At 50.2% G+C, this 23,734-nt stretch carries 25 protein-coding genes and 1 pseudogene; 8 read left to right on the plus strand and 18 right to left on the minus strand.

What is annotated here, in order from left to right; genetic code table 11:
* Nucleotides 1–4: 4 nt before the first annotated feature.
* Nucleotides 5–2,554: a response regulator gene (locus tag H6859_05545; protein USO06621.1), complete on the minus strand. Its 2,550-nt coding sequence runs from the start codon at nt 2,552–2,554 to the stop codon at nt 5–7.
* A gap of 102 nt (nt 2,555–2,656) precedes the next feature.
* Between H6859_05545 and H6859_05550 the strand changes: the two genes are divergently transcribed.
* Nucleotides 2,657–4,588, plus strand: a complete 1,932-nt coding sequence (locus tag H6859_05550) for a hypothetical protein (GenBank protein ID USO06622.1) — start codon at nt 2,657–2,659, stop codon at nt 4,586–4,588.
* Nucleotides 4,589–4,593: 5 nt separating this feature from the next.
* On the opposite strand, the gene flhB is transcribed toward H6859_05550, so the two are convergent.
* From flhB to flgB, 7 genes and pseudogenes are all read right to left on the minus strand, one after another.
* Entirely contained in the window at nt 4,594–5,670 is a 1,077-nt protein-coding gene (gene flhB, locus H6859_05555; GenBank protein ID USO06623.1) for a flagellar biosynthesis protein FlhB, read from the minus strand.
* 208 nt (nt 5,671–5,878) lie between these two features.
* Nucleotides 5,879–6,610 (minus strand): flagellar biosynthetic protein FliR, encoded by a 732-nt coding sequence (fliR, locus tag H6859_05560; protein USO06706.1) that lies wholly within the window; start codon nt 6,608–6,610, stop codon nt 5,879–5,881.
* A 169-nt stretch (nt 6,611–6,779) separates the two neighbouring features.
* Nucleotides 6,780–7,010 (minus strand): annotated as a pseudogene (locus H6859_05565) (GIY-YIG nuclease family protein).
* Between the two features lie 33 nt (nt 7,011–7,043).
* Nucleotides 7,044–7,310, minus strand: coding sequence for a flagellar biosynthesis protein FliQ (gene fliQ / locus H6859_05570; protein ID USO06624.1), 267 nt, complete (start codon nt 7,308–7,310; stop codon nt 7,044–7,046).
* A gap of 44 nt (nt 7,311–7,354) precedes the next feature.
* Nucleotides 7,355–7,642 carry a flagellar hook-basal body complex protein FliE gene (fliE, locus tag H6859_05575; protein USO06707.1) on the minus strand — a complete coding sequence of 96 codons (288 nt, stop codon included), beginning with the start codon at nt 7,640–7,642 and terminating at the stop codon, nt 7,355–7,357.
* A 91-nt stretch (nt 7,643–7,733) separates the two neighbouring features.
* A complete protein-coding gene (flgC, locus tag H6859_05580; GenBank protein ID USO06625.1) occupies nt 7,734–8,150 on the minus strand; it encodes a flagellar basal body rod protein FlgC in 417 nt (138 codons plus the stop codon).
* A gap of 20 nt (nt 8,151–8,170) precedes the next feature.
* Complete coding sequence (gene flgB, locus H6859_05585; protein USO06626.1) at nt 8,171–8,584, minus strand: flagellar basal body rod protein FlgB; 414 nt, start codon at nt 8,582–8,584, stop codon at nt 8,171–8,173.
* Between the two features lie 89 nt (nt 8,585–8,673).
* Between flgB and H6859_05590 the strand changes: the two genes are divergently transcribed.
* The 3 genes from H6859_05590 (at nt 8,674) to fliP (ending at nt 10,281) form a co-directional block, all read left to right on the plus strand.
* The gene (locus H6859_05590; GenBank protein USO06627.1) at nt 8,674–9,042 is read left to right on the plus strand and encodes an EscU/YscU/HrcU family type III secretion system export apparatus switch protein; all 369 of its coding nucleotides are present in this window, start codon (nt 8,674–8,676) and stop codon (nt 9,040–9,042) included.
* A gap of 128 nt (nt 9,043–9,170) precedes the next feature.
* Nucleotides 9,171–9,422, plus strand: a complete 252-nt coding sequence (locus H6859_05595) for a FliO/MopB family protein (protein ID USO06708.1) — start codon at nt 9,171–9,173, stop codon at nt 9,420–9,422.
* A 19-nt stretch (nt 9,423–9,441) separates the two neighbouring features.
* The gene (gene fliP / locus H6859_05600; GenBank protein USO06709.1) at nt 9,442–10,281 is read left to right on the plus strand and encodes a flagellar type III secretion system pore protein FliP; all 840 of its coding nucleotides are present in this window, start codon (nt 9,442–9,444) and stop codon (nt 10,279–10,281) included.
* Here the strand turns inward: fliP and H6859_05605 are convergent.
* The 10 genes from H6859_05605 to H6859_05650 all read right to left on the minus strand — a co-directional run bounded on the left by H6859_05605 (nt 10,268) and on the right by H6859_05650 (nt 19,945).
* A complete protein-coding gene (locus H6859_05605) occupies nt 10,268–10,939 on the minus strand; it encodes a hypothetical protein (GenBank protein ID USO06628.1) in 672 nt (223 codons plus the stop codon). The genes fliP and H6859_05605 overlap by 14 nt on opposite strands.
* Before the next feature lie 53 nt (nt 10,940–10,992).
* Nucleotides 10,993–13,992 (minus strand): hypothetical protein, encoded by a 3,000-nt coding sequence (locus tag H6859_05610; GenBank protein ID USO06629.1) that lies wholly within the window; start codon nt 13,990–13,992, stop codon nt 10,993–10,995.
* Nucleotides 13,993–14,052: 60 nt separating this feature from the next.
* Complete coding sequence (locus H6859_05615) at nt 14,053–14,862, minus strand: OmpA family protein (GenBank protein ID USO06630.1); 810 nt, start codon at nt 14,860–14,862, stop codon at nt 14,053–14,055.
* On the minus strand, nt 14,859–15,563 hold the full coding sequence (locus tag H6859_05620) for a hypothetical protein (GenBank protein ID USO06631.1): 705 nt from the start codon (nt 15,561–15,563) through the stop codon (nt 14,859–14,861). The genes H6859_05615 and H6859_05620 overlap by 4 nt, the downstream gene beginning before the upstream one ends.
* A 65-nt stretch (nt 15,564–15,628) precedes the next feature.
* Nucleotides 15,629–16,228: a protein phosphatase CheZ gene (locus tag H6859_05625; protein USO06632.1), complete on the minus strand. Its 600-nt coding sequence runs from the start codon at nt 16,226–16,228 to the stop codon at nt 15,629–15,631.
* 31 nt (nt 16,229–16,259) lie between these two features.
* Complete coding sequence (locus H6859_05630) at nt 16,260–16,652, minus strand: response regulator (GenBank protein ID USO06633.1); 393 nt, start codon at nt 16,650–16,652, stop codon at nt 16,260–16,262.
* Between the two features lie 156 nt (nt 16,653–16,808).
* Entirely contained in the window at nt 16,809–17,537 is a 729-nt protein-coding gene (locus tag H6859_05635; GenBank protein USO06634.1) for a flagellar protein FlbB, read from the minus strand.
* Between the two features lie 7 nt (nt 17,538–17,544).
* Nucleotides 17,545–18,087, minus strand: a complete 543-nt coding sequence (locus tag H6859_05640) for a hypothetical protein (GenBank protein ID USO06635.1) — start codon at nt 18,085–18,087, stop codon at nt 17,545–17,547.
* Entirely contained in the window at nt 18,084–19,217 is a 1,134-nt protein-coding gene (gene fliM, locus H6859_05645; protein ID USO06636.1) for a flagellar motor switch protein FliM, read from the minus strand. Before fliM ends, H6859_05640 begins: the two co-directional genes overlap by 4 nt.
* A gap of 107 nt (nt 19,218–19,324) precedes the next feature.
* Complete coding sequence (locus H6859_05650) at nt 19,325–19,945, minus strand: flagellar basal body-associated FliL family protein (protein ID USO06637.1); 621 nt, start codon at nt 19,943–19,945, stop codon at nt 19,325–19,327.
* A gap of 382 nt (nt 19,946–20,327) precedes the next feature.
* On the opposite strand from H6859_05650, the gene flgF reads away from it, so the two are divergent.
* The 4 genes from flgF to H6859_05670 are packed head-to-tail and all read left to right on the plus strand — an operon-like array spanning nt 20,328 to nt 23,690.
* Complete coding sequence (gene flgF, locus H6859_05655) at nt 20,328–21,071, plus strand: flagellar basal-body rod protein FlgF (protein ID USO06638.1); 744 nt, start codon at nt 20,328–20,330, stop codon at nt 21,069–21,071.
* 23 nt (nt 21,072–21,094) lie between these two features.
* Entirely contained in the window at nt 21,095–21,880 is a 786-nt protein-coding gene (gene flgG / locus H6859_05660) for a flagellar basal-body rod protein FlgG (protein USO06639.1), read from the plus strand.
* A gap of 28 nt (nt 21,881–21,908) precedes the next feature.
* Nucleotides 21,909–22,898 carry a flagellar basal body P-ring formation protein FlgA gene (flgA, locus tag H6859_05665; GenBank protein ID USO06640.1) on the plus strand — a complete coding sequence of 330 codons (990 nt, stop codon included), beginning with the start codon at nt 21,909–21,911 and terminating at the stop codon, nt 22,896–22,898.
* A gap of 39 nt (nt 22,899–22,937) precedes the next feature.
* Nucleotides 22,938–23,690 carry a flagellar basal body L-ring protein FlgH gene (locus H6859_05670; GenBank protein USO06641.1) on the plus strand — a complete coding sequence of 251 codons (753 nt, stop codon included), beginning with the start codon at nt 22,938–22,940 and terminating at the stop codon, nt 23,688–23,690.
* Nucleotides 23,691–23,734 lie beyond the last annotated feature (44 nt).

Raw genomic sequence — 23,734 nt, forward strand, 5'->3', positions numbered from 1 at the left:
GCACCTAATCCCCCAGTACGTCTTTCACCTTGGCGGCGAGTTGTTTGAGGGTGAAAGGTTTGGGCAGGAAGAAGATGTTTTCGCCCATATGGTCTTTGAGTTTGTCTTCGGTATAGCCGGACATGAAGATGATTTTGAGCCCTGGTGAGGTCTGGCGCATGCGCTGGGCCAGAGTTGGGCCGTCCATATTGGGCATAACAACGTCGGTCACCAGCAGGTCGATCTTTTGATTTTCCTGTTTTTCCATCAGGTTAAGCGCCGATTCGCCGCTATCTGCGGTGAGGACTTCATAGCCTTTATTGGTCAATGCGCGCTCGGAGAAGGTGCGCACGGCGTCTTCGTCTTCGACCAGCAAGATGCGCTCTGTGCCGGTGAGGTCTTTGGCTTCGACCTCCTCTGTTTCAGGATGCTCTTCCTCGGCCTCAGCTTCATCCTTGCTGATACGCGGGAGGTAGATGATAAAACTGGTGCCACCTTCTTTGTCCTTAGTAGCGACTTTACTTTCGACATCAAGGAAGCCGCCGGTCTGGCGGATAATACCGTAGACAGTGGCCAGACCAAGGCCGGTGCCCTCGCCGACTTGTTTGGTAGTGAAGAAGGGTTCGAAAATACGACTGAGGTTCTTTTTCTCAATGCCGCAACCGGTATCACTGACTTTAATCGTAACCCAGTGGCCTGGCGGGAGCTCTTCGGAAATCAGCTTCTTGGTTTTGCGGTTGGTAAAGTTTTGCGTTTCGATGGTCAGGGTTGCACCTTCGCGCGCATGTTCATCCATAGCATCGCGAGCGTTGACGGCAAGGTTGATGAGCACTTGTTCCATCTGCCCTTCGTCGACTTTCACGGGGCCAAGCGCTTCGCCGTGAATGAGTTCCAGTTCTATATTCGTGCCGATGAGGCGGCGAATGAGGTGTGAGAGCTCATAAAGAATATCGCTGACATCATGGATGCGCGGGCGCAGGGTTTGCTGACGCGAGAAAGCGAGAAGCTGGCGCACGAGATTGGCGGCGCGGTTGGAGTTTTGCTTGATCTGCATAATATCGCCAAAGGACGGGTCGCCCGGTTTGTGGCGAAGCAGCAGCAAATCGCAAAAGCCGATGATGGCCGTGAGCAGGTTGTTAAAATCGTGGGCGACGCCGCCGGCGAGCTGGCCTATGGCCTGCATTTTTTGCGACTGGACGAACTGGACTTCGAGCGCCTTTTTTTCTGTCAGGTCAATAAAATGCAGAACGGTGCGGCCATCAAGTTTGAATTTTTTGGCGTGCATTTGCGTTTCGACAGGGCCGGTGGCGCCTTTCAGGGAAATTTCGAGCGGGGCATCAAGACGCTGGCCTTTTTCAATGCGGCCCAGCGCGCCTGTGACTTCGTCGCGGTCTTCTTCATCGATGAGGTCGTTAAAGGTCTGTCCTTCGATTTTATCAATCGGCGTTTCGATGATGCCGGCGAAGGCGGCGTTACAATCTGCAACTTTTCCCTCTTCATCAATGAGGATGATGCCAACGGGAGCTTCGTCGAAGAAACGCTGGAAACGGTCCTCTGAAGCCTTCAGGGCCTGACGCATTTCGCTTTCTGTGGTCAGGTCGTGGACAACGGCGCGGGTACGCACTCTTTGCTTTCCATCGGGGCCAGCGCCTTCGCGCACGATCACCTGATTGATGGAGGCGAGGAATGTTTTACCGGCCGTGCCCTTCATTTGCACTTCGGTGATCTGGCGGGCGGTGCCTTCTTTGATCAGGTCGTAGGGGTTTGCGTCTTCCGGAGGATTGAGCATGTAGGTGTGGAGCCGACCGGATTCGAGCAATATTTGCAAATCCTCGCCGAGCCAGCGGGCGAAGGTGGCATTGGCAAAGACGAAGCGGCCCTTTTCATCGACCGAGAAAAAGCCGACCGGGGCATTGTCGGTGAAGTCGATGAGTTTTTCGCGCTCGGCGCGGATCGCCGTATCGGCAGTGTGTTTTTCGGTGACATCGTCGATGCGCCAATGGACATAGCCGGCACGCCCGGCGATGGGCTGGGCGGTGATGAGCAGCCAGCGTTCCTGATCTTCGTAGCGGGAGAACAGTTCGATCGAATCGGTTAGGCCGCGATGGGCCTGATCGGTGAGAAGGCGAAAATGGGCGGCGACTTCGTCGCTGTAGTCGAACAGGCGCAGCAGACTGGAAAAGCTTGGCGGGCCGACGCCGCGGCAAAGCCTCTCGAATTTTTGGTTGTAATAGAGGGTATTGTCGGCGCTGTCGATGATCAGGCGCGCGCCGCGTGAGCCCTCCATGACTTCGCGGACCAGCTCAAGCTCTTCATCAAGCTGGCGGTGGTTGTGATAGCCGCGATAAAGGATAAAGCCGACAAGGCAGCACAGAGCCAAAGCCATCGATGTAATGATTTTCATGTCTTGCGAGAGCGGTGCAAGGGTGAGGATATAGCCGAGAAACACGGCGAAAATCGTGAACAGAATCACGGCGAACAGCCCGTCATGGCGGCGGCGAACGGGCCCGGGCGGGCTTTGCGTTTGCGCTGTTTTATGGTGGCGGCGGATAAATTCAGAATGATCCAGGCTCATATGTCTTTTTTACCACAGGAACAGTGCGTTAGGGAATTGTTAAGAAAAAATTAACCCCTTCCCTCTACAATTTACATAGTTTTATTTGAGAAGAGGGTAAAGATGGCGGCAAGTTCCTATGATAATTTCACGGCGTTTTACGCGCAGGATCCAAGTGTATTTGGCAATACGTATGAAACAAGCGTAAAAATTGCAACCGTGAGACTTCTAGATTCGCAAAACAACGACACGTTGAATCAGAAAATCAATGCGGCTCTTCACGCCATTGATACGGGACAGGGAGACCCTGAATCCCTTATAAACGATCTTCAAGCATATGTTGATGACAGATTTTCTGCTGTTGGGGGACCTCAATTAAGCCCTCAAGAAGCAGTCAGCTACAAGCATAGTCATGAAAGGGGGGTGCAGGATCTTATTAAATCCCAACACCCAGACGTTAATGCAAGAGAGATACTCCTCAGTCTGGGACGATATGAGGATGCCATGCCGGAGCAGGACAGAGCGCAATTGAATAATGACACCAAAGCCTTCACGTTGTTCACCAATATGCTTCCCGCCGATAACAGTTCTCAGGCAAAATTTCTGGAAGCTTATGACCATATGTCCACCGCGCGGACAAACATAGAGCAGAAGTATCAGGGCTATGATGAATTGCAGGTTTTATCTCATAAAATTGGAGACACGGATCGTGCGCTCACCCAGAATTTTGGTTATCAAAATACTCTTTTCGATGTTGAAGGCCACGAAATAGTGTTGCCCACCGGCGGATATGCGTCTGCGCTGCTTGATAAACGTCCCGAGGTCTTTGATACAAGCAAGCCGCTTTTCGATCATAATGCCTTTGATGCATTTACTCAGCGTGCCCGCACACTACAACAGGGTGTTGAGAACGCAATTTCCGCCGGACCGCCCTATAATAATTTGGAAGATTTGAAAACAGGATATGGTACGCTTAGAGGTGAAATCAGAGATTTTTCACAAGACGCCAAGCAGAATTTCCTTAACCGCGCACAGCAATATTATGATGAAGAATTAGCGCTGTTAAAACAAGTACACGCAGATAACCCTCATGCTTCTTCTTTTGCCGACGTCGCGCTTTATCTTAAAGACGTTGGTGATCATCCGGATATAACCGGGAGTGCTTATGGCCGTTCTGGGTACATGATCGAGGCTTCTATGAACGCCGTGCGTAACGTGCGCGAGCTTATTGGGAAGTACGATGAACCCGCAATCCGCAAAGCGTTTGATACGCTCAAATCGGATTCTGTTGAAGTTAGCGCTGCCCCAGCAGCGCCTGCCGCGCCAACAGAGCCCGAGCCTGCAAAGCCTGCATCTGAACCACTCGTCATCCATATCACGGGCGGCACGGAGATGAAGCTCAGTGGCAGGATGGCGATTGTCGGGCGTGGTACTCAGGTTGTCGAACCGCGCACTGCCCCCAGCGAAGAAGTCAGGAAGATGCAAAGCGCTCTGGTCGCGGCCGGATTTAGTGTCGGCACCTATCCTGACGGGCATCCAAAAGCCGGTCAGGCATTGACCGACGGGCAAGAAGGCGACAAAACCCGCGGGGCGGCGTTGAAGGCGGCAGAAGCCATGAACTTGACCGAAGAGCAGCTGCGCACCATGCCCATTGAGGAATTCACGCAAAAGCTTGAGGACTACAAGCTGAAGATGGAACAGAAACACGGTGTTGTTGTACCAGATTCAAAGTCTGAAGGAACACAGGTTGCCGGTGCTGAGGCGCCTTTGGCCTGCCCCGTTGAAGGGGGCCGTTCACCGTATGCTCTTGATCAAATTCTAAAGCAAAGTCCGGTCGGTGAGATCAGGGAGTTGGGGCGGGGAACGCCGCAAATGTGTTTTACAGATGAAGGTCAGAATATGCTTATTGGGGGGAATCCTGCCAGCGAGAATTTCCAGAATTTTGCGGTTGCAAATCCTGCGGTTGTAGAGCCTCCGCAATCATCACCTGAACTTAAGCCGGATCAAGAAGCCCCTGCTGTACAGAACGACACTGTGACACTCCGCCTTGCTTAATTTGTCTAGTGCAATTTTCCTTTTTGTTTAAAGACGAAGGAGATGACTTCGGCGACGGCCTGGTATTGCTCAACGGGAATAGTTTCGTCGATTTCAACCGTGTCATAGAGCGTGCGGGCCAGAGGCCGGTTTTCATACAAGATAATATCATGCTGTTTGGCGACTTCACGAATGCGCAAGGCAATCTCGTCAATTCCCTTGGCGACGCAGAGCGGCGCTTCCATGGTTTCGGGGTCGTATTTGAGGGCGATGGAATAGTGCGTCGGGTTGGTGATGACGACATCCGCAGACGGCACGGCCTGCATCATACGCTGGCGGGCTTTTTCAGAGCGAAGCTGGCGCAGTCGGGCTTTGACATGCGGGTCGCCCTCGGTTTGCTTATATTCGTCTTTGACCTCCTGTTTGGTCATGCGCATTTTTTTGGCGTGTTCGTGGCGTTGATAGACCAGATCGATCACGGCTACGACGACCAGCACGATCAAAACGCCGATCATCAGGCTCACGACGAGGCTTTTAAGTTCTCCCATCAGCAGCGGGATGGGCAGGCCGATAAAATGTTCGAACTTGTCAAAGTAGGGATAAATGATAATCACGCCGACCACGCCAATGATGGCGAGTTTAAGCAGTCCCTTGGCAAACTCCATCAGCGAGCGCATGGAAAAGAGGCGTTTAAAGCCTTTGATCGGAGAAATCTTGCTAATTTCGGGTTTTATAGCTTCGGGGGCAAAGAGCGGGCCGACCTGCACAAATGGCGCGAGAAAAGCGACGATAAACAAAAAAGCCAATGGCAGAGCCAGCGCCATTAGAACCTGTTTTAGCCCGCCGCCCAGTATTACACCCATACCGCCGGGGGCGGAGGGGAAGGCATAGGAACGCTCTATAAACGCTTTGAGGATTTCAAGCAGATTCGTGAACGCGAACGGGGCCATCAGGGCGACAAGGATTGTTCCAGCAAAGAGCATAAGCCAGTTATTGATTTCTTTGGATACCGCGACCTGGCCTTTCTTGCGAGCCTCCTCCAGTTTTTTTGGGGTGGGGTCTTCGGTTTTCTGGGCGTCGTCTTGTTCCTGATTGTCGCTCATGTTTTTATATTAACCGCGAATGAACGCAAATGGACACAAATTTATATTAACCGCAAAGACGCAGAGGGCGCGAAGTTTTTACGCGGAGATTCGAAGGGGAATTTTGTTTTATCCCCCTCACCCAGCTATACGCTAATCTTGGCATTGCCTCGATAAGCGATAGCATCCCTCTCCCTCAAGGGAGAGGGGGCGTTTAATAACGACAGCGTTAACCGCCCGAAGCGCGCAGGAAAAAGACCATGCCTTGTTCAAACTGGGCAATCCAGTACATTACGGCTGCTGAGAGTACCATTGCAAGCAAGGCAATGGAGAGCAATATCTGCATCGGCAGGGCGAGAATGAAGACCTGAATTTGCGGCATCAGCCGAGAGAGAACGCCCATACCGACATAGATCAGCAGTGTCATGACGATGAAGGGCGCAGCAATTTTGACGCCGATGGAAAAGCTGGCCGAAACTGTGCGGGACATTAATTCCGCCATTGAGCCGGTATCAGGGATAGCACCCAGAGGAAACATCTCATAGCTTTCCATGATGCCGATGAACAGCAGGTGATGCAGGTTAAACTGAAACAACATGACTACGCCTGTGACCGAGAGCAGCGCGCCAACCAGCGAGCCTTGCGTGGCCATAGAGGGGTTAAAGACTTGCGCGTTGCCAAGGCCGGAGGAGATCGAGATCACCATTCCGGCGGTATCCATCGCCGACATGAGCACCCGCGCAATCGTGCCGATAAACAGGCCAATGACAAATTCCATCGCGATTAGCACGAGTAATCCAAAGGTCGAAGGCAGCGGATCGGGCATATAGGGCATAGCCAGCGGAAAAAGCGCAAAAGATAGCGCCACGCCTATATGCAGGCGGATGCGGGTCGAGACGAAGGAATCGCCAACGCCGGGCATGATCATGATTGCGCTGCCCAGACGGACGAAGGTCAACATGAAGGCCAGAACGGAGGTGGTCAGGAATGTTTCGATGGCTGACTCCACTACAGCCTCTCTGCGTCATTGCGAGCGGAGCGAAGCAATCCAGAATTTCTATGCCGTGATTTTTTCATAGAGATCATCCCATTGAGCATTCTGGCCCTCAACAAGCGCCAGCTTTTTCTTTCTAGAGCCACCTTTAATTTGCTTTTCTAATTTGCTTTTCGCGTTTTATAGCTTCTTCCATATCGTCGTATATTTCGTAATATACCAGCAATGTACAGTTGTGTTTTTTGGTAAATCCATCAATCGCTTTTTGTTTATGTTGATATATCCTTGTAACTAAGTCAGATGTCACGCCCGTATAAAGCGTACCGTTTCTTTTACTCGCCAATATATAAACAGCCGGTTGTTTCATATCTGGATTGCTTCCCTCGCAATGACGCACGTGCTAGCCCAGCCCGATCATTTTATCGGCCAGGCTTTCCATGAACACGCTTAGAGTTTTCATCATGGAGGGGAGGAAAATGAACATGGCCAGAAATATAGCGAGAATTTTGGGAACGAAAACGAGGGTGATTTCCTGAATTTGCGTAAGGGCCTGGACCAATGCGATCGTCACCCCGACCACAAGGCCAACGAGCAGCACCGGCGCGCCGATCTGGATAGCGATCAAGAGCGCTTGCTGGACTGTTTCGAGAATTTGTTCGTCGTTCATGAAAAAAGGTTAGCCTGAATCGAACAGAATGCGCAAGCAAGCTGCTAAATCGGCATGCGCATAATCTCTTGATAAGCCGAAATCATGCGATCGCGGACGGAAACGACGGTTTGGAGGGTGAGTTCGGCGGCAGTGACGGCCTGCACAACATCGGTGAGGTCGGCTTCGCCGGTTACAGCCCTGGCAGACATTTCCTCACTCTTGCGCATTGTATCTACAGATTCGCTGGCTTTTTGTTTCAGAAAATCTGAAAACGTGACGCCGCCAGCGCCTCCGCTTTCGCCGGAAGAGTCCGTTTCATCTGCGCCTTTGGCCCCTTGGGCGATATTCATCGAACGCGAATAGGCGTTCATCGCTATGTTTGGGTCTATGATCTTGTCCACCATGGGGTTACTCCTTGCTCTTTATTATACGCGCCAATCATTAACGCAGCAAATCGATTGTGCGCATGATCATGCCGCGCGATTGTTCAATCATTCCGAGGTTGGCTTCGTATGAACGCTGAGCCTCGCGAATGTCCATGGTTTCGATCAACGGCTCAACATTTGGATATTTCACATAGCCTTCTTCATTAGCCGCCGGGTGGCCGGGTTCGTATTTGAGTTTGAATTTATCCTCGTAATCCTCGCCTATCTTGTTAACCTCGACTTTCTTAACACCTGCCTCACGATCCAGTACATTTTTGAATGAAATGGTCTGGCGGCGGTAAGGATCGGCGCCGGGTGTTTCGCCCGTTGTATTGGCGTTGGCGACGTTTTCCGAGATGACACGGATGCGCGTGCCTTGGGCGCGCATGCCGCTGGCGGAGATTTGCATAGCGTTTAAAAGTTCGGTTCCCATTATCTATCCCTCCTTATGCCTTAGCGCTGGCGGCCGAGCGCGGTGTAAATCATGCCGGTGTTCTTTTGGTATAGATTGGTCATGAGGTTGTAATCCATCACCGTCTGACCGGAATTTATGAGCTGTTCTTCCATGATGACGGCGTTACCAGCCGGAGCGACTTCATAGGTTCTTTTCTGCTTTTGCGGGTCATCAATGCGCACATCGCCTGGTGGAGGCATATGAAGATTGTCGGTTGTTTCGAGACGAACGCCGGACTTGCCCTTGGTCACGTTTTGCAGCACGTTGCCGAAATCTACGGGTTTAAGGTCTTTGGGGCGGTAACCGGGCGTATCGGTATTGGCGATGTTTTGTGAAATTACGCGCTGGCGCTGGTTCAAAAAGTCCATTTTCGCGCCCAGGGCCTTTAAAAGTGCAATATTTTCCGTCGTCATTGTCTTATACCTTACTTATACTCTATTTATATGGCCGCATTTTGAGTTTGCGGCTCTTATGGGTTTAACAATGCGAAAGCCGTGCCAAGATGGTTGATGAGTATGATGATGGGCGGAAAGTTAGCCACAAAGACAGACTAACCCCTTTAAATATAAAGAAAAAATCAAAACGTCAGACGGCGGTGGCGGTACAGGAAGGTGAGGCGCTGGGTGATGCGCCGGTGATTCGCGCGGCCGGGCGGGGAAAACTTGCCGAGAAGATTCTGCAGCTTGCCTTTGAGAATGATATTAAGGTGCGCGAGGATAGCGCGCTGGCGGAAATGCTGGCGAAAATTGAGCTGGATAGCCCTATTCCGTCGGAAGCGTTTATGGCAGTGGCGGAGATTTTGGCCTATGTTTACCAGGCGAATGGAAAGCCGAATCCGTTTAATGTGTCGCTGGAAGAATTAGAGGATTAGAATGCACGAAACCCCGGATTCAATCCGGGGTCCATGTGAATTTTGTATAGACCCCGTGTTAAACACGGGGTTTCGAAGGAGAAAAACTTATGGATAGTGTGGGCGGAGAAGGTCTGGCTTTGATAAAAATGCTGCTGGCGCTGGTGTTTGTGCTGGGGTTGATGGGCGTGCTGGCACTGGTGATGAAGCGGCTGGGCTTAAGCGGACAGGGTAATATGCCGGGGACAAAACGGCGATTGAAGGTGATTGAGACCGCTCCCATCGATGCGCGCCACCGGATGGCGCTGATCCAGCGCGATGATGTGCAACATCTGGTGATATTCGGACCGAATGGCGAAACGGTGGTTGAAACGGGGATCGCGCCGCCTGATAATGATTAACATGTTCTCCCGATTCTTAATGTTATTGCGAGCGAAGCAAAGCAATCCAGCAAAAAAATGGATTGCCGCGTCAGGCCTTGTTTTAAAAGCAAACAAAGCTGCGCTTTGCTTTGCGGCGCTCCTCGCAATGACGGTGGTGTTTTTTATGCCAACCGAGGCGTTTGCGCAGGCAATTAATATCGATCTGGGGCAGGATGGCGATGGGACGGTAACGGGTCGCGTTGTTCAGCTTGTCGTTTTGCTGACGGTTTTGTCTCTGGCGCCGTCAATTTTGATCATGATGACGAGCTTTACACGCATTGTCGTGGTGCTGTCGTTCCTGCGCACAGCAATCGGGATTCAGCAAACGCCGCCCAATACGGTGATGATTTCATTGGCGTTGTTCCTGACATTTTTCATTATGGCTCCTACCCTGCAGGCCGCCTATGAAACGGCTGTGGTGCCGTTGATCAATGAAGAAATCGATGAGGTGCAAGCCTTTGAGCGCGGGGTCGATCCGTTTAAAAAGTTTATGATCACGCATGTGCGCGAGCAGGATTTACGGCTGTTTATGGAGATGAACAAGAGTGAGATGCCGGAGGACGCGATGGAGGTGCCGTTGCAGGTGCTTATTCCCTCTTTCATGATTTCGGAGCTGCGCCGCGCGTTTGAGATCGGCTTTATGCTGTTTTTGCCGTTTTTGATTATCGATCTGGTGACGGCGTCGATCCTGATGAGTATGGGGATGATGATGTTGCCGCCCGTGACGATTTCCCTGCCGTTTAAGATTATTTTCTTTGTGCTGGTCGATGGATGGTATTTGATTGCCGGATCGCTGATCCGCAGTTTTGATCCGGCGAATGTGCCTATTCCAGGGTAATCCACCCCGCACCGGCAATACTCTGCAATAACAATCGCGGCCCCATATCTTCAGCGCTTTTTGGTCTGCGGTGAATAAACGGGTTTGAATCTGCCGCCGTATTTTTAACTGCGTGACGAGTCATGTCGCCTGTGTTTATTTTAAATATTCGCGCCTCACCTTTTCTTTTGTAGAATTCATCTTTTTGATGTTCTGCATCACTGTTTTGAATTCCTTCTGTGGCTATTGTGTTATAAGCACACAAAATACGTCCCTGCTTCCACCCATCATCATGATGCCAATTTTTCGTTACCGGGTCGTAGCGTTCACCTTCAATATTAAGAACTGTTTCGAAATGTCTGGTGGAGGCCATATCACACAATATTTGTTCCATTGCCAAAATTTGGTCATCTGTGAGTTTAGGGTGGATTTGATCGAAAACATCGCAAACATTGTTATTTAGCGCTTGATGAGAAAGCATAAGCTGGATACGTTCTTCGGCTCTAATATCCAGCCACCCCGCAAACTTTTGAGCCAAGCCGTTAAAATCTCCACATAACTTTCTGTGCAAAACAGCGATAGGCGTTTTTTTCCACGCTTCATACTCCGTCAGTTCTTTGAAAGAACTAACAATCTGGATCCCCGAAAATTCATAAATATCAGCGCATTGCTCTTGCATTTCGCACCCTCAAATAAAAAAGCGAAAATACACAAGCTCTTCGATTATGTCAATTAATTACTGGGCGGGCGCGCGTTTTTGTAGGTGTTGAGGAATTCTTCGAAGAGATTCACTTCGGAAACCACAGAGAGCAGGGTTTCGCGGTCGGCCAGAGCGCCGGACTGACGTGGGCGGGTGATGACCTCAAACACCTTGGCTTTTTCCGTTTGTGCCATCAGGTCGGAATATTTCTCGCGCATATTGGCCAGCGCTATGCGATCACCGGCCAGATTGAGAGAGACGGCGCGCTGCAAGAGGAGCGCGGTGTTTTCATCGTCCAGGGGGCGGGTCAGGGAAATATTCTGGTCAACTATCACATCATCCAGCGCTTCGGCGGCATCATCCCAATAGCCAGCGGTCCAGGCGATGTCGGCGCGCAGGCGGTTCATATCGGGTGTGCGTTCAAGGTCACCCAGCAGAGCAAGCGCCTGATCGGGACGGCCTTTGCGCGACAATGCGCGGGCGCGGAGTAAGGAAATATCGTGGTAGCGGCGGGGCGTTCGCATTTCTTCGGGAAGTTCTTCGAGCTTGGCGGCGGCGATATTTAAAGCCGCGAGCGCCTTATCCGGCATATTATCGAGCAGGCGAATGGCGGCCAAACGCACACCAATGCGGTAGATGTCGGCGCCTTGCAAGCGGTGATCGAGTTGATATTGGAGCAGATCTCCGGCGCGGGTCAGAAGATCGGCGGAAGCGAGGTGTTCGGCCAGACGCTCTATAATCTGGTTGCCGCGTTCATCCAGAGGAACCAATTCCTTAAACTCATCATAGAGCGCGATTGAATCCATTGGGGAGACCTTGTCGAGATCGTCGCCCATGAACAGGTCAGAAAACATATCAGCCATTTCTGCGGCGACGCGCTGGCCGAGCGGCGTACCAACATCATAGCTGACGGCATCGCGCATAATTTTTAGCCCTTTAAGATATTGGCCATCTTCGAAATAGGTGCGTCCAAGCCAGTAATTAATCTGCACCTCCAGCTGATCGCCGCGCCAGGCATAGCGGAGTCGTTCGAGATTATCGATCGCTTCCTTGGTTGTAATTTCTCCTTCATTGACCTTCAGGCGGGTTAATGCCAGCCCTGCTTTGGCGCGGTAAAGATCATCAGCGCCGGTGGCTAGGGGCTCCCAAAGTTTTTTGGTTTTCTCAATATCGTGATGCTGACGCGCGGCTTCGCCTTGAAGATATGCCAGGGCGGCAGCCTGCGGGGGCATCATTGATTTTTTATTGTTATCGATCATGTGCAACAGTTCTTGAGCGCGTGGAAGATCTCCTGCACGCAGAGCGATCTCGGCAAGTTGCGGCACCAATCTGTTTTGCAACAAAACCGGATAATCATAAAGCGCCCCAACATTTTGCGGAAAGATATCAGCGGCCTGTTGCCAATCTCCGACATCAGCAAAAACATAAGCACGCCAGTATTGAATTTCTTCGAAAGGCTTGAGAGCCTCGATTGATAAATGCGCATAGGCAGCTTCATTATGGCTGCTGAGCGCACTCGCTGCGCCTAGCAGCGCTTTATATTGCGGACTTTCGGACAGGCCGGGGCGTTCGAGCAGTGCAAAGTCCAATACGCCGAGTGCTTCGGCACTCATCGCGTTAGACAGATACATTTTTGCCAATGTTAAAAGGTTTTCGCCGCGCGCGTTTTCAGGCTGGTCATTCAGCCCTCCTAAAATTATGCGTTTGTTTTCCAGCATTGAGTTCACGCCACCAAGTTGCCAGGCTTTGAAGTCAAATACGCGCATATCGGTTTGCGTATTTTTATCGTCTGGGCGTTTTATTTTGCGGCTTGTCATTGATGCCAATAACGAGTCTTCGACCATGGTTACCCCTTCGGGGCGAGAAATCTCAACGCCGCCGCGAACAATTTGCAACTCCAAATCTTCGACCTTTGGCATAATGGCCAGGCCAAAGAGGGCGTGGAGCACGTCGAAATCTACAAACTCGCGCACCGGGCCTGTATATTGTTCAGCATCATCAACGGTGACGACTTTAATAGCGCGGCCAGTCAGAGGGTCTTCGAGTTCAAGAACAGCGCGCGCACCCTTAAGCGGCCAAAGCAATTTGCCACTGCGCGCTTCGTCGCGCTTTACATCGACGCGAATGGGGCTGGTTATTTCTTCAGTTGGGAGATCAGGGCTAATTTTGATGCGCCAGAGAATGCCGCCTCCCTCGCCGCTCATTTTGTGCGTTTTAGGCGCGGGCATTACAAAAGCTTTGCCGTTTTCAATTTCTATTTCTTCTATGTTAGAAAACTGGTCGACATGGGGACCACTGAGTTGAGGTTTCATCAAGAGGTTGCTTTTGTCCCCTATGAGCCAGAGTTTTCCTTCGCGTTCAAAAGCCGCCATGCCAAAATTTTGCGTGGAAGACACGGTGATTAAGGTTGGCTGTTCGCGCATCTTGAGCTTGCGCGTTGTTTTCTGTTCTTCTCCTCCTTCCTGAGTGCGCTCCTGGTCTTGAGCATCTGTGGCAGCGTGAAGTTGCTGCTGATCCGGCGCTTTATACTTTTCCTTGCCATGATTTTCTTCAACAGGTTCTGTATGCGCCGTTTTATGTTCGGTTTTCTTTTCTGTGGCAGGGTGTTTTTCGGCAATTTTGGGCGCGGGTTTTTCTGCAGGCGGTGCGCCGGGCGGGTTGTAAATATCAATCACCACTTTGTTGCCGGCGCGCAGATCGCGAATGCGGCTATCAGCGGAAATTGAAAGCGCTACTTTTAATGGATCAGACGAAATAATATCAACAGATTCTATATTGGCCACCGGGTTGGCCTTTGCAAAGGATATATCAAGCGCAGCCCCACGGCCAAAGCTTATAAGCAGGCGATCGTTTTGCGCGCGATCGATGCTGTATTCAACGTGAGAATCCCAGTCAAAAACCAGGCGTGAATATTGCGCATGCGTTCCGGTGCGCGCGCGGACATCTTCGGCGCGGGCATCAAATGCCACCAGCATCAGCAGCGCCAGCGCAAAAACAAAGATAGAGCGTTGAATTTTTTGCGGCTTTCTCATCGTTTTGAGCGTGTCATATATTGGTTCAAAGAACAAGGATACGCAGCGTAAAGAGGTATTTTAAGGGGGCAAATCCAGCGGCATGAATTGCCGCATATTACCGTCATCTTCCATGATGATTATATCGACGCGCCTGGCTAGCGACAGGCGCTGCTCCTCACTCATTTCTTCAGGCAAGCTATCATAACGGGCACTGGACAAGCCGCGCACGGTTAAAGGACGCTGATAACCAGCATTTTCAAGCACCGTTGCCACGCTGCCGGCGCGCGCTAACGACAACTCCCAATTTGATGCAAACGGGCCGCTGGTGTTTTGAATCGGGCGCGGGTCAGTGTGTCCAATAATTTCGATGCGATTTTTGATACGTGACATGGTGTTGCCAAGTGAGAATAATACCTGTTTTCCTTTGGCCGAAACGCTGGCGCGTCCGCTTTCAAAAAGAAGATCTTCGGGCACAGAGGCAATAAGATGGTCACTTTGTGGAATAAGGACGATATTTTTCAGACGCTCATCTTTCGATATAACGTTGGCCAGAACAGAGCTGAGATAGCTGAGATCCTGAGCCTTTGAAAAATCTATTTTGTCAATACTGATGGTATCTTGCGGCCCTTTACTCTGGGCCGTGGAAAAAGTTTTGGTAAACTGGCTTTGCAGGCCGCTGGTGATATTTTCCCATTCTTCTTCTTCGGGTACGCTCATTGAATATAACAGCACGAAAAAGGTGAGCATCAGAGCCATGATATCCGTAAAGGTGATCAGCCACAAAGCGGTGGAATCTTCTCGCCCTTCGAGGCGTTTATTATGAGCCGGGCTTAGGTAACTGCCTGCCTCAATTTCATCGTCTTCATCATTTTTTTGCTCAGGTATCATAGTTCCCCCTGCGCAGCGGGCCTTGTTTCAACCGGTTTTTCAGACCCTCCAAGCGGGTTAAAAGGTTGATAACGACGGAAGATTAATTCAACGATTCCTTCTTCGCCCTGCTTTAACCCTGCGGTAACCTGATACTTTGGAAGGCCTGCTTCTTCGAGCTTCAGAGCAACCCCTGACAATGATTTATTGAGCGCGTTGAAACGCTCAGGATTTTGCCCTATCAGTACGGGCGGAGATTGGGAAATATTGAGCAACATATCCATTTTATATGTCACTTCACGACTGGTTTCGAGCAGAGACACCAACATCGGCAGAACGTCTATATTTTCTTCAAAGTCAGGCACAGCCTTTGCGGCAGGAATGGTAAGGCTTTTCAAAATTGCTCTTTCAAATTCCTGAAATGGAACGCGAACATACATTATCGTTCCTAACCGATTTTGTTTTGTTTTTGCAGATGTAATTTGCGATTTAAATAATGATTCAATTTTGTCCAGTGTGCTTCCCTCTTGCGTTGCCATGGTTTTAACCAACGCTGGACCTGGCGGTGTGAGATCGAGAGCTTCTTTTTTTGAAAATGTCAGCGCCAGTGAATTAAGAACGGGTTGCGACTTTGTTTCTTCAAAGTTTGAAACTGCGTTTAATATAATAAAAAACGACAGCAACATTACGAACAGGGAAAGGCCAAGAAACTGGTTTGCCATGATTTATTATACGCCGAAACGGGCGCTAATGACAAAGCCGAATGCACCCGTGGCCCCTAGTGCCCTTAAAAATCTTCAAGCAGTTTATCAATGTCGTCTTGTGTGATGGCTTTGTCCGGCATTTGTGGGCCATTCAGCAGACGCTCTTCAATGGTTTTGCCTTCATCTCCATCGGTGGCTTCACCTTCTTCGATAGGAAGTCTGTGACTAAGAATCTCTATCAGCTTGCCGACTTTTTCTTCGATGGTTTTAAGCGTGGCAACCACTTTGGTAATGCGCTGGCCGGTAATGTCCTGAAACGAGCATGCCTCATAGATTTTTATAATCTCGTTATTAATGGTATCTGCGGCTTCACCACCGGTCTCCGCCGCTTTTTCCTGAATAACATCGCAACAATCCATAATCGTGCCTGTCGCCTCGGCAGTTGATTCAACGACAGCGTCAAGTTCATCGGTTGCGATCGGGATATGTTTTTCTTTAATATCCGTAGGACGCGTCGAGCCAATATCCGCCCGTGCCTCCTCAATTACGCGCTGCAATGATTTTAATTCTTTAAAAATGCCTGTTGTCGTGGCATCGCCGCCGACATTTTCAATTTTAGATACGACAGAATTAATAATCTGAACAACCTGTTCTCTGCCATATGATTGCTGTGCTTTTGACATTGCTATACTTCCTTACTCGATTTATGTGTATTTAGTGAAACTCGCCTAAAACGGCCTGCATTTTAGTTTTGAGCGTCTCGGCATTAAACGGTTTCACGATATAGTTGTTCACGCCAGCCTGCTTGGCCATTACAACGTTCTCGGTCTTACTTTCAGCTGTAACCATAATAAAAGGTGTGTTTTTGTAATCACCATTAGATCCACGCACCGATTTGAGAAAATCGAGTCCCGTCATCGGCTCCATATTCCAGTCTGAAATAATCAGCCCATATTTCTTTTGCTTCACCATATCAAAAGCCATAGACCCGTCGGTTGCCTCATCGACATTATTAAACCCCAGTTGTTTGAGAAGATTTTTTATGATCCGCAACATTGTGTTGTAATCATCCACGATCAGGACATTCATATTCTTATCAACAGTCACTTTTCTCTCCTTATTGCTACAGGCCTTAATATTTGGCACACCGGGAAAGCAGATATTATGCCTTGAAATATTAACAGTTTGTAAGTGTAATGAAAAACGCAGATAAATCTATGTTCAGCTTATACGAATACGGGGGAATGTGAAGGGGAAGTTGTGTTAATCTCCCAAGGGTAATGCCGGAAGTTGTTTTTCTTCCGCCAGCATGATGGTGATTGTGCGGGCGCGTTCGGGGTTCATGCTGGCCAATATAGGCGAGAGACGGCGCTCAGACATTCTTGACATCACCGTGACTAAAATATCAAGATCAAGGGTATCAAATATGCGCGCGGCCTCTTTAGGCTTCATGCCTTCATATATTTTCACCAGACTTTGAACACGCTCAAGCTCTTGTTCGGATTGTTTTTGCAGCAAGCCTTCGATTTCCTGACGCAATGTTGAAAGCTCTTGGAACTTGCGGTCTAATTCCTGCTCAGCGGCTTGTAGCAAGGCTTCGCGTGTTTGAAGTTCTCGCTCGTGCGCTTCGAGTTTTTTACGGCGCTTAACCATATCGTCAAAGACTTCGCGCGTTACAGGAGAGTATTCCAATTCATCATAGCTAGAATCACGCCATTCAGCCTCATTTGTTTCGCCTTCTTTATGCGTTGCAGCCATCTTTTTATCGGCGGCGTGTTCTTCTTCGTCACCAACATGGTCTGCAGCGATAAGCTTTTCGGAATCAGGCATATTTTCTGCAGTATCATGCACAGGCGCGGGCGCGCTTTCGGCCATGGCTGGGCTGCTCAAAGATTTTATACCGCTGGCGAACTCGACCAGGCGCACAGAAAACGCCATCATCGCGATGATGATCAATACCGGCAAAAGCCGAAATTTGGGCGCGGTTTTCATGGAGCTATTATCCTTTTCTTGTTCTTTTATTTTTCTGCAAGACTTGAAGTAGTTCGCGTTCAGCCTCACTTACCAAGTCTTCATCATTCTCTTCGTTAAAATCGCGATCCTGAATAAAGAAAGACGGCGGTTCGGGTGATGTATCCGCAGGCCCCTGGTCAGTATTGGCTGCTTGCGGCTCGTCAAAATATTCTTCCTCTGCACCCCGTGAAGAAAAACTACCCGCACCGGAAGCGAGCTTTTCGAGGCGGCTGGCCAAATGATCACTGGTTTCGTTAATCATTTTCAATTCTTCGGCCATGCGGCGGGAATCGTACAGTACGTCCTCCATATTATTTGCGGCAATATTGCCGGTGGCTTTGAGCGCGTCAATCGCATCTTTGGCGTCATTGATATTGCGTGTGAGTTCTGCAATCAGATTTTTCATTTCGTCGCGATGCTTACGGAAATTATCCAGAGAACGCGAAAGACGAAAGGCAAAATAAATCGTTCCAACCAGCGCAGCCAACACAACAAAATCCATAATCAAACTCAGTAACGCAGAACTCATACACCTTCATCCTCTTCGGGTTCGAGATAGTCTTCAATTCGTACAGCAATATGCTCCTGTTTTTGCCCTACCGGGCCGCGGAACATGGGGAAACTCCCGCAACGCAATTCCAGATCGTCTGCGGTACGGGTACTAAAGATAATCTGTGTCCCAACTTTCCATTTTAGCATTTCGCCCAGCGGCATGATTTTTTCACCCAAAATTGCCTGGAGCTGGATGTCGGTTTTATAGAGTTCTTGTGTCAAGTGACTTTCCCAGATGGAGTCACGGCCGAATTTTTCGCCCATGAACATCTGCAATAGCAGTTCACGAATCGGTTCCAATGTCGCATAGGGAATGAGAATTTCGACGCGGCCACCGCGATCGCCCATATCTACACGCAGGCGCGCAAGCACACATGCGTTGTTGCTTTGCGTGATGGTGGCAAAACGCGGGTTGGTTTCCATGCGATCGAGTGAGAAGCTGACTGGCGAGAGCGGGTCGAAAGCGGAAGACAAATCGCCCAGCGTCACATGAACCATTTTTTCGACAAGTTTGGTTTCAATTGTTGTATAGGGACGCCCCTCAACGCGTATAGCAGGAGTACCTTTGCGTCCGCCGAGCAACACATCAACGATGGAGTATATAAGCGCAGAGTCGGTGACCAAAAGGCCATTATTATCCCATTCTTCGGCCTTGAACACCGAGAGCATCGCAGGCAGTGGAATGGAGTTCATATAATCGCCAAAACGCACGGTGGATACCTGGTCAAGGCTAACCTCAACGTTATCGGTCGTGAGATTACGCAAAGACGTTGACATCAGACGCACCAGGCGGTCGAACACGATGTCGAGCATTGGAAGACGCTCGTAATTGACCATTGCGGAATTGACCAGCGCCATGACGCCAGAGGTTTCGCCAATTGCACTATCATCATCGAAGCCAAGCAAAGAGTCGATTTCATCTTGATTGAGTATCCGTGTGCCGCCACTATCGTCGTCGTCAAGACCATCGAAAGCCGGGATAGCATCGGCTTCGACCAACGCTTCGTCTGCGTCGCCGGAATCGTCATCATCATTGGCCATGGTTTCCCATTCCTTCATCATGGCCCTTTCTTCTTCGCTCATTTCCTCGAGCTCGGTGTCGCTCATGATCTTATGTTCTTATGCCTTGTTTTATCATCATGTTTTCACTTTATCGTGCGCGTTATATTTCGTGCTTGCAAATATCATACCTGTGCTAATCATTATAGCATTAATTACTGTATAAGAATTTCCTGAAACAGCACATCTTTGACCTTTACCGGCGCTGCAGCCTGATTAACCCGCCAAAGCAACTCCATCTGCAAACGGTAGATCCCGGCTGATCCGCGTAAATCTTTTACACGCAGTTCTCGTAAATAAGTCTGAAACTGATCAACCACGCGCGGGATGACTGCTTCGACAGCTGCGTAATCTGCCGATGAATTCAATTCAAGCTGAACGGTCAGGCGTAAATAGCGGGGCGTCCCGTCATTGGAACTGAGATTGACCAGCATAGTAGGGATTTCGATAAAATTCCCGCCAGCGCCGCCATGGCCACCGCCATGACCATCATCTTTGGCAGCATGTTCGTCGCCATGCGCGTCTTCTTCAGGGCACTCCTTGATCACTTCGCCGTGATCATCAACTTCTTCGACGCAAGGCTCGCTCTTGCCCAGCACACTATCAAGCATGCCGGTAAAATACAGCCCGGCGCCAGCACCGAGCAGCAAGACGACAACACCAGCGAGAGCGATGAGGACAATCGGCTTGTTACCTTCCTCACTGTCTTCGCCATCCTCTCCGAGAAGATTTACGTCTTCGGCTTCTTCATTTGCATCGGTTTCATCATCAGCCATAGCACTATTCATCTTTGTTGTTGGTTATGTTCACACAGGACAGAAGGGATACGCATTTAATTTTTGATTATAAATCAAATCGCATACAGCGTCTAACCCGCGTAAACATCCTTGCTAAACTATACACAAAAGGCTCTGCGGACCTGTGGAAAACCTACAGGCAAGTTTTGCCCGGCGCGCGCGGCAGTTTTCGTCGTGACCCCGGCAGCGCCCTCCCGCCTGTCTTTAGTATCCAATCATATTAACACATTGAAAAACATACGTAATTGATTCTGGCACGGGACATGCAACGATGCCCAGTGAGGGGAGCCGCACCTAAAATAAGCAGGCCCCGCAAAAGAAGGTAAGGATTAAAAATTGAGTAAGGACAGGACAGTAAGCCATGGAAAATAGTATTTATCTCGCGCTTTCGCGACAGATGACCTTGCATACCAATATGGATATGGTAGCCAACAATATCGCCAACATGAATACGCCCGGATACCGGTCGCAGCATTTGATGTTTGATGAATATATTTCCGATCCGCGCGGCAGGACTACGGATGAGGCTGCAGACGACGAACTTTCCTTTGTTTACAACCGCGGACAATACGCAAATACAGCGCCGGGCACACAAAGCTTTACAGGCAATCCGCTGGATGTGGCGCTCGCCGGCCCGGGCTTTTTCGGGGTGCAGGCCCCGAACGGCGAAGTGATGTATACGCGGGCTGGCCAGTTCCAGATTGATGCCAGCGGCATTTTAACTGACCCTTCCGGTAATCCGATAGCTGACCAAGGCGGCGCCTCTATTACTATTCCTCCGGGCTCACACGATGTTGCTATTGATGAAAAAGGTATGATTTCCAACCAGGACGGGCAACTCGGCCAGATGATGGTTGTTGAATTTGAAAACCAGCAAAAACTGGAGCCGTATGGAAGCAATCTTTACCGCGCGCCGGAGCCCGGAACGCCTGCTATAAACACCCGCGTTAAACAGGGGCAGCTTGAAAATTCAAATGTACAGCCGGTTTTGGAAATTACCGAAATGATGGAGACGCTGCGCGACTATCAATCGACGCAGCGGATTTTAAGCACAGAGAATGAGCGCTTACGCTCAGTCATACAAAAACTGACAGGACAGAATTAAACGGATTTTAAAGGAGAAAGACTATGAGATCACTGGATATTGGCGCAACGGGCATGCTGGCTCAACAGCTTAACGTCGATGTTATTTCCAACAACATCGCCAACATGACCACTACGGGGCACAAACGCCAGCGTGCGGCTTTTCAGGATTTGATTTATCAGAATATCGACCGGCCCGGCTCAACCTCTTCGGATGCGGGGACGACAGTGCCTTCAGGTCTGCAGCTGGGTCTGGGCGTGCGCGCGGGAGCTGTATACCGCCAGCATGGACAAGGCGCGATCCGCATCACGGAAAACGCGCTGGATGTGGCGATTACAGGCGAAGGGTTTTTCCAGATTCAATTGCCAAATGGAGATACGGGCTATACGCGCGACGGAACGTTCCAGATGAATGAAAATGGCGAGATTGTCACCGTGCAGGGCTTTATTGTTGATCCGGGTATCACAATTCCTGCCGATGCGATTGATATTGACATTAATGAAAGCGGCGAGGTGCTGGTTAGCCTGCCGGGGCAGACTGCAACAAGTAATGTCGGACAGATTCAACTGGCGAATTTTGTGAACCCGGTCGGGCTGGAAGCGATCGGTGATAATCTTTATGTCGAAACCGATGCTTCGGGTGCACCGACGACGGGCATTCCAGGGCAGGATGAATTTGGCCGCCTGCGGCAGGGCGCGCTGGAACAATCGAATGTGAATGTGGTGGAAGAAATTACCGAATTGATCACGGCACAGCGCGCCTATGAGATGAACTCGACGGTGATTTCGACCTCCGATGAAATGCTGCAAACCGTATCGAACCTTCGGTAGAGCGCAGTGAAGTTTAGGGAGTATCATCATGCGTAAGATTAAACACAGACACAGCAGACAGCGCCCTTTAGCGCTTCGTGAGTGGACGATGGGATTTTTGGCAATGATTATCCTTAGCTTTAGCGGGATTGGTCTGGCCAATGCGATGGCTTCGGTATCTTTGAAGCATAATAGCGTAATTGAAGGCGACATGATTACGCTGGGGCATATATTTTCCGGTGTCGATCGTAACGCTGACAGAATTTTAGGTCCCGCGCCGCAACCTGGCAAAGATATGCTTTTGAATGCGCGCACTCTCATGCGCATTGCGCGGGCGATGGATGTGAATTGGCGCCCTTCTTCGGCGGCTGATCAGGTGGTTTTGAGCCGCGCAGCGACCGTGATTCCGGTGCCGATGATCCAAGAAGTATTGGAGGACAGCTTGCGTGCGCAGGGAATGCCCGGAAAATTTGAACTGATTGTTACAAGTTCAGGGCTTGATAAAATTATCTTGCCGCAAAGCGCGGCTCAAACTGTTGAAGTTGAGAGCCTGAATTTCGATTCCGAGCATGATCACTTTGAAGCCGTGATTGCTGCGCCTTCAAAGGACGATTCTGTGTTTCGCAAAAATATCAGTGGGCAGGTGCAACGGCTCGTCGATGTTCCGGTCCTGCGCGCGCCAATGAAAAACGGCTCAGTGATTAGCGCAAGTGATTTGGACTTCATAGCCTTACGGGCATACGGACTGAACCATGACATGATTTTGAGCGCCGATGAGTTGGTCGGCATGACGCCGCGGCGCATGATCACAGCAGGTAAGCCGATGACCGAAAATGATATTGAGCCGCCGCAAATCGTTGAGCGCGGAGAAAATGTCACTCTGGTTTTTCATAGCGGACCTTTGTCTCTCACCGCGCAAGGCAAGGCTCTGGAAAACGGTGCCAAAGGTGATGTGATCCGCGTGGTAAATGCGAGTTCCAGCAAAATGTTGCAAGCGCGTGTTATTGGTGAACGCGAGGTCAGCGTTTCAAGTTTTTAATTTTAAGGACTGTTGAATACAGCAGAAAGGGTGAGCTCTATGCGCAACAATACAACAATAAAAATCGGTCTGATCCTGCTTACATGCAGCGCTCTGGGCGCATGCAGCGCGGCGGACCGGATTGCACAGATCGGCGAAGCGCCCGAGATGACAAAAATTGTTAACCCGACGACGCAACGCGGCTATCAACCGGTGAGCCTGCCGATGCCGAGCCCGAAAAATGTAGCACCGCAAAAAAACTCTTTGTGGGCGGCGGACCGGACGACATTCTTTAAAGACCAGCGGGCCAGCGATGTCGGCGATATTATCACGGTTATGATTGACATTGATGACAAAGCCGAGTTGGAAAATGCAACCTCGCGTAAACGCGCCAGCAATGAAGATGCGGCGCTGCCTGCTTTGCTAGGCTATGAGCAAGCTTTGGATCGCATATTGCCGCAAGCGATTGATAATACTGATCTGATCGACTTTGGCGCTGATTCCAGCCATAGCGGCACGGGAAGTGTTGAGCGCGATGAGAAAGTTGAGGTACAACTCGCTGCGTTCATTACGCAAATTCTGCCTAACGGCAATATGGTTATTCATGGTTCTCAGGAAGTGCTGGTGAATTTTGAAAAGCGCATTTTGCAGGTTGATGGCGTGATCCGTCCGGAAGATATTTCCGTCCAGAACAGCATTTCTTATGAGAAAATTGCCGAGGCGCGCATTGCCTATGGCGGTGAAGGGCAAATTACCGATGTGCAGCAGCCGCGCTACGGGCAGCAGCTCTACGACATCGTTTTCCCGTTCTAAGAATAGACGAATACCTTACCCACAACTCCCGGCCGGCTTTGGCG

The sequence above is a fragment of the Rhodospirillales bacterium genome, assembly GCA_023898785.1.
Taxonomy (GTDB): domain Bacteria; phylum Pseudomonadota; class Alphaproteobacteria; order Micavibrionales; family Micavibrionaceae; genus TMED27.

Bases quoted from the DNA above. Each gene is read 5' to 3' on its own strand.
- H6859_05545 (USO06621.1), bottom strand. From the start codon at position 2,554: ATGAGCCTGGATCATTCTGAATTTATCCGCCGCCACCATAAAACAGCG.
- H6859_05550 (USO06622.1), top strand. From the start codon at position 2,657: ATGGCGGCAAGTTCCTATGATAATTTCACGGCGTTTTACGCGCAGGAT.
- flhB (USO06623.1), bottom strand. From the start codon at position 5,670: ATGAGCGACAATCAGGAACAAGACGACGCCCAGAAAACCGAAGACCCC.
- fliR (USO06706.1), bottom strand. From the start codon at position 6,610: ATGTTGACCTTCGTCCGTCTGGGCAGCGCAATCATGATCATGCCCGGC.
- fliQ (USO06624.1), bottom strand. From the start codon at position 7,310: ATGAACGACGAACAAATTCTCGAAACAGTCCAGCAAGCGCTCTTGATC.
- fliE (USO06707.1), bottom strand. From the start codon at position 7,642: ATGAATATCGCCCAAGGGGCCAAAGGCGCAGATGAAACGGACTCTTCC.
- flgC (USO06625.1), bottom strand. From the start codon at position 8,150: ATGGGAACCGAACTTTTAAACGCTATGCAAATCTCCGCCAGCGGCATG.
- flgB (USO06626.1), bottom strand. From the start codon at position 8,584: ATGACGACGGAAAATATTGCACTTTTAAAGGCCCTGGGCGCGAAAATG.
- H6859_05590 (USO06627.1), top strand. From the start codon at position 8,674: ATGGTTGATGAGTATGATGATGGGCGGAAAGTTAGCCACAAAGACAGA.
- H6859_05595 (USO06708.1), top strand. From the start codon at position 9,171: ATGCTGCTGGCGCTGGTGTTTGTGCTGGGGTTGATGGGCGTGCTGGCA.
- fliP (USO06709.1), top strand. From the start codon at position 9,442: ATGTTATTGCGAGCGAAGCAAAGCAATCCAGCAAAAAAATGGATTGCC.
- H6859_05605 (USO06628.1), bottom strand. From the start codon at position 10,939: ATGCAAGAGCAATGCGCTGATATTTATGAATTTTCGGGGATCCAGATT.
- H6859_05610 (USO06629.1), bottom strand. From the start codon at position 13,992: ATGAGAAAGCCGCAAAAAATTCAACGCTCTATCTTTGTTTTTGCGCTG.
- H6859_05615 (USO06630.1), bottom strand. From the start codon at position 14,862: ATGATACCTGAGCAAAAAAATGATGAAGACGATGAAATTGAGGCAGGC.
- H6859_05620 (USO06631.1), bottom strand. From the start codon at position 15,563: ATGGCAAACCAGTTTCTTGGCCTTTCCCTGTTCGTAATGTTGCTGTCG.
- H6859_05625 (USO06632.1), bottom strand. From the start codon at position 16,228: ATGTCAAAAGCACAGCAATCATATGGCAGAGAACAGGTTGTTCAGATT.
- H6859_05635 (USO06634.1), bottom strand. From the start codon at position 17,537: ATGAAAACCGCGCCCAAATTTCGGCTTTTGCCGGTATTGATCATCATC.
- H6859_05640 (USO06635.1), bottom strand. From the start codon at position 18,087: ATGAGTTCTGCGTTACTGAGTTTGATTATGGATTTTGTTGTGTTGGCT.
- fliM (USO06636.1), bottom strand. From the start codon at position 19,217: ATGAGCGACACCGAGCTCGAGGAAATGAGCGAAGAAGAAAGGGCCATG.
- H6859_05650 (USO06637.1), bottom strand. From the start codon at position 19,945: ATGGCTGATGATGAAACCGATGCAAATGAAGAAGCCGAAGACGTAAAT.
- flgF (USO06638.1), top strand. From the start codon at position 20,328: ATGGAAAATAGTATTTATCTCGCGCTTTCGCGACAGATGACCTTGCAT.
- flgG (USO06639.1), top strand. From the start codon at position 21,095: ATGAGATCACTGGATATTGGCGCAACGGGCATGCTGGCTCAACAGCTT.
- flgA (USO06640.1), top strand. From the start codon at position 21,909: ATGCGTAAGATTAAACACAGACACAGCAGACAGCGCCCTTTAGCGCTT.
- H6859_05670 (USO06641.1), top strand. From the start codon at position 22,938: ATGCGCAACAATACAACAATAAAAATCGGTCTGATCCTGCTTACATGC.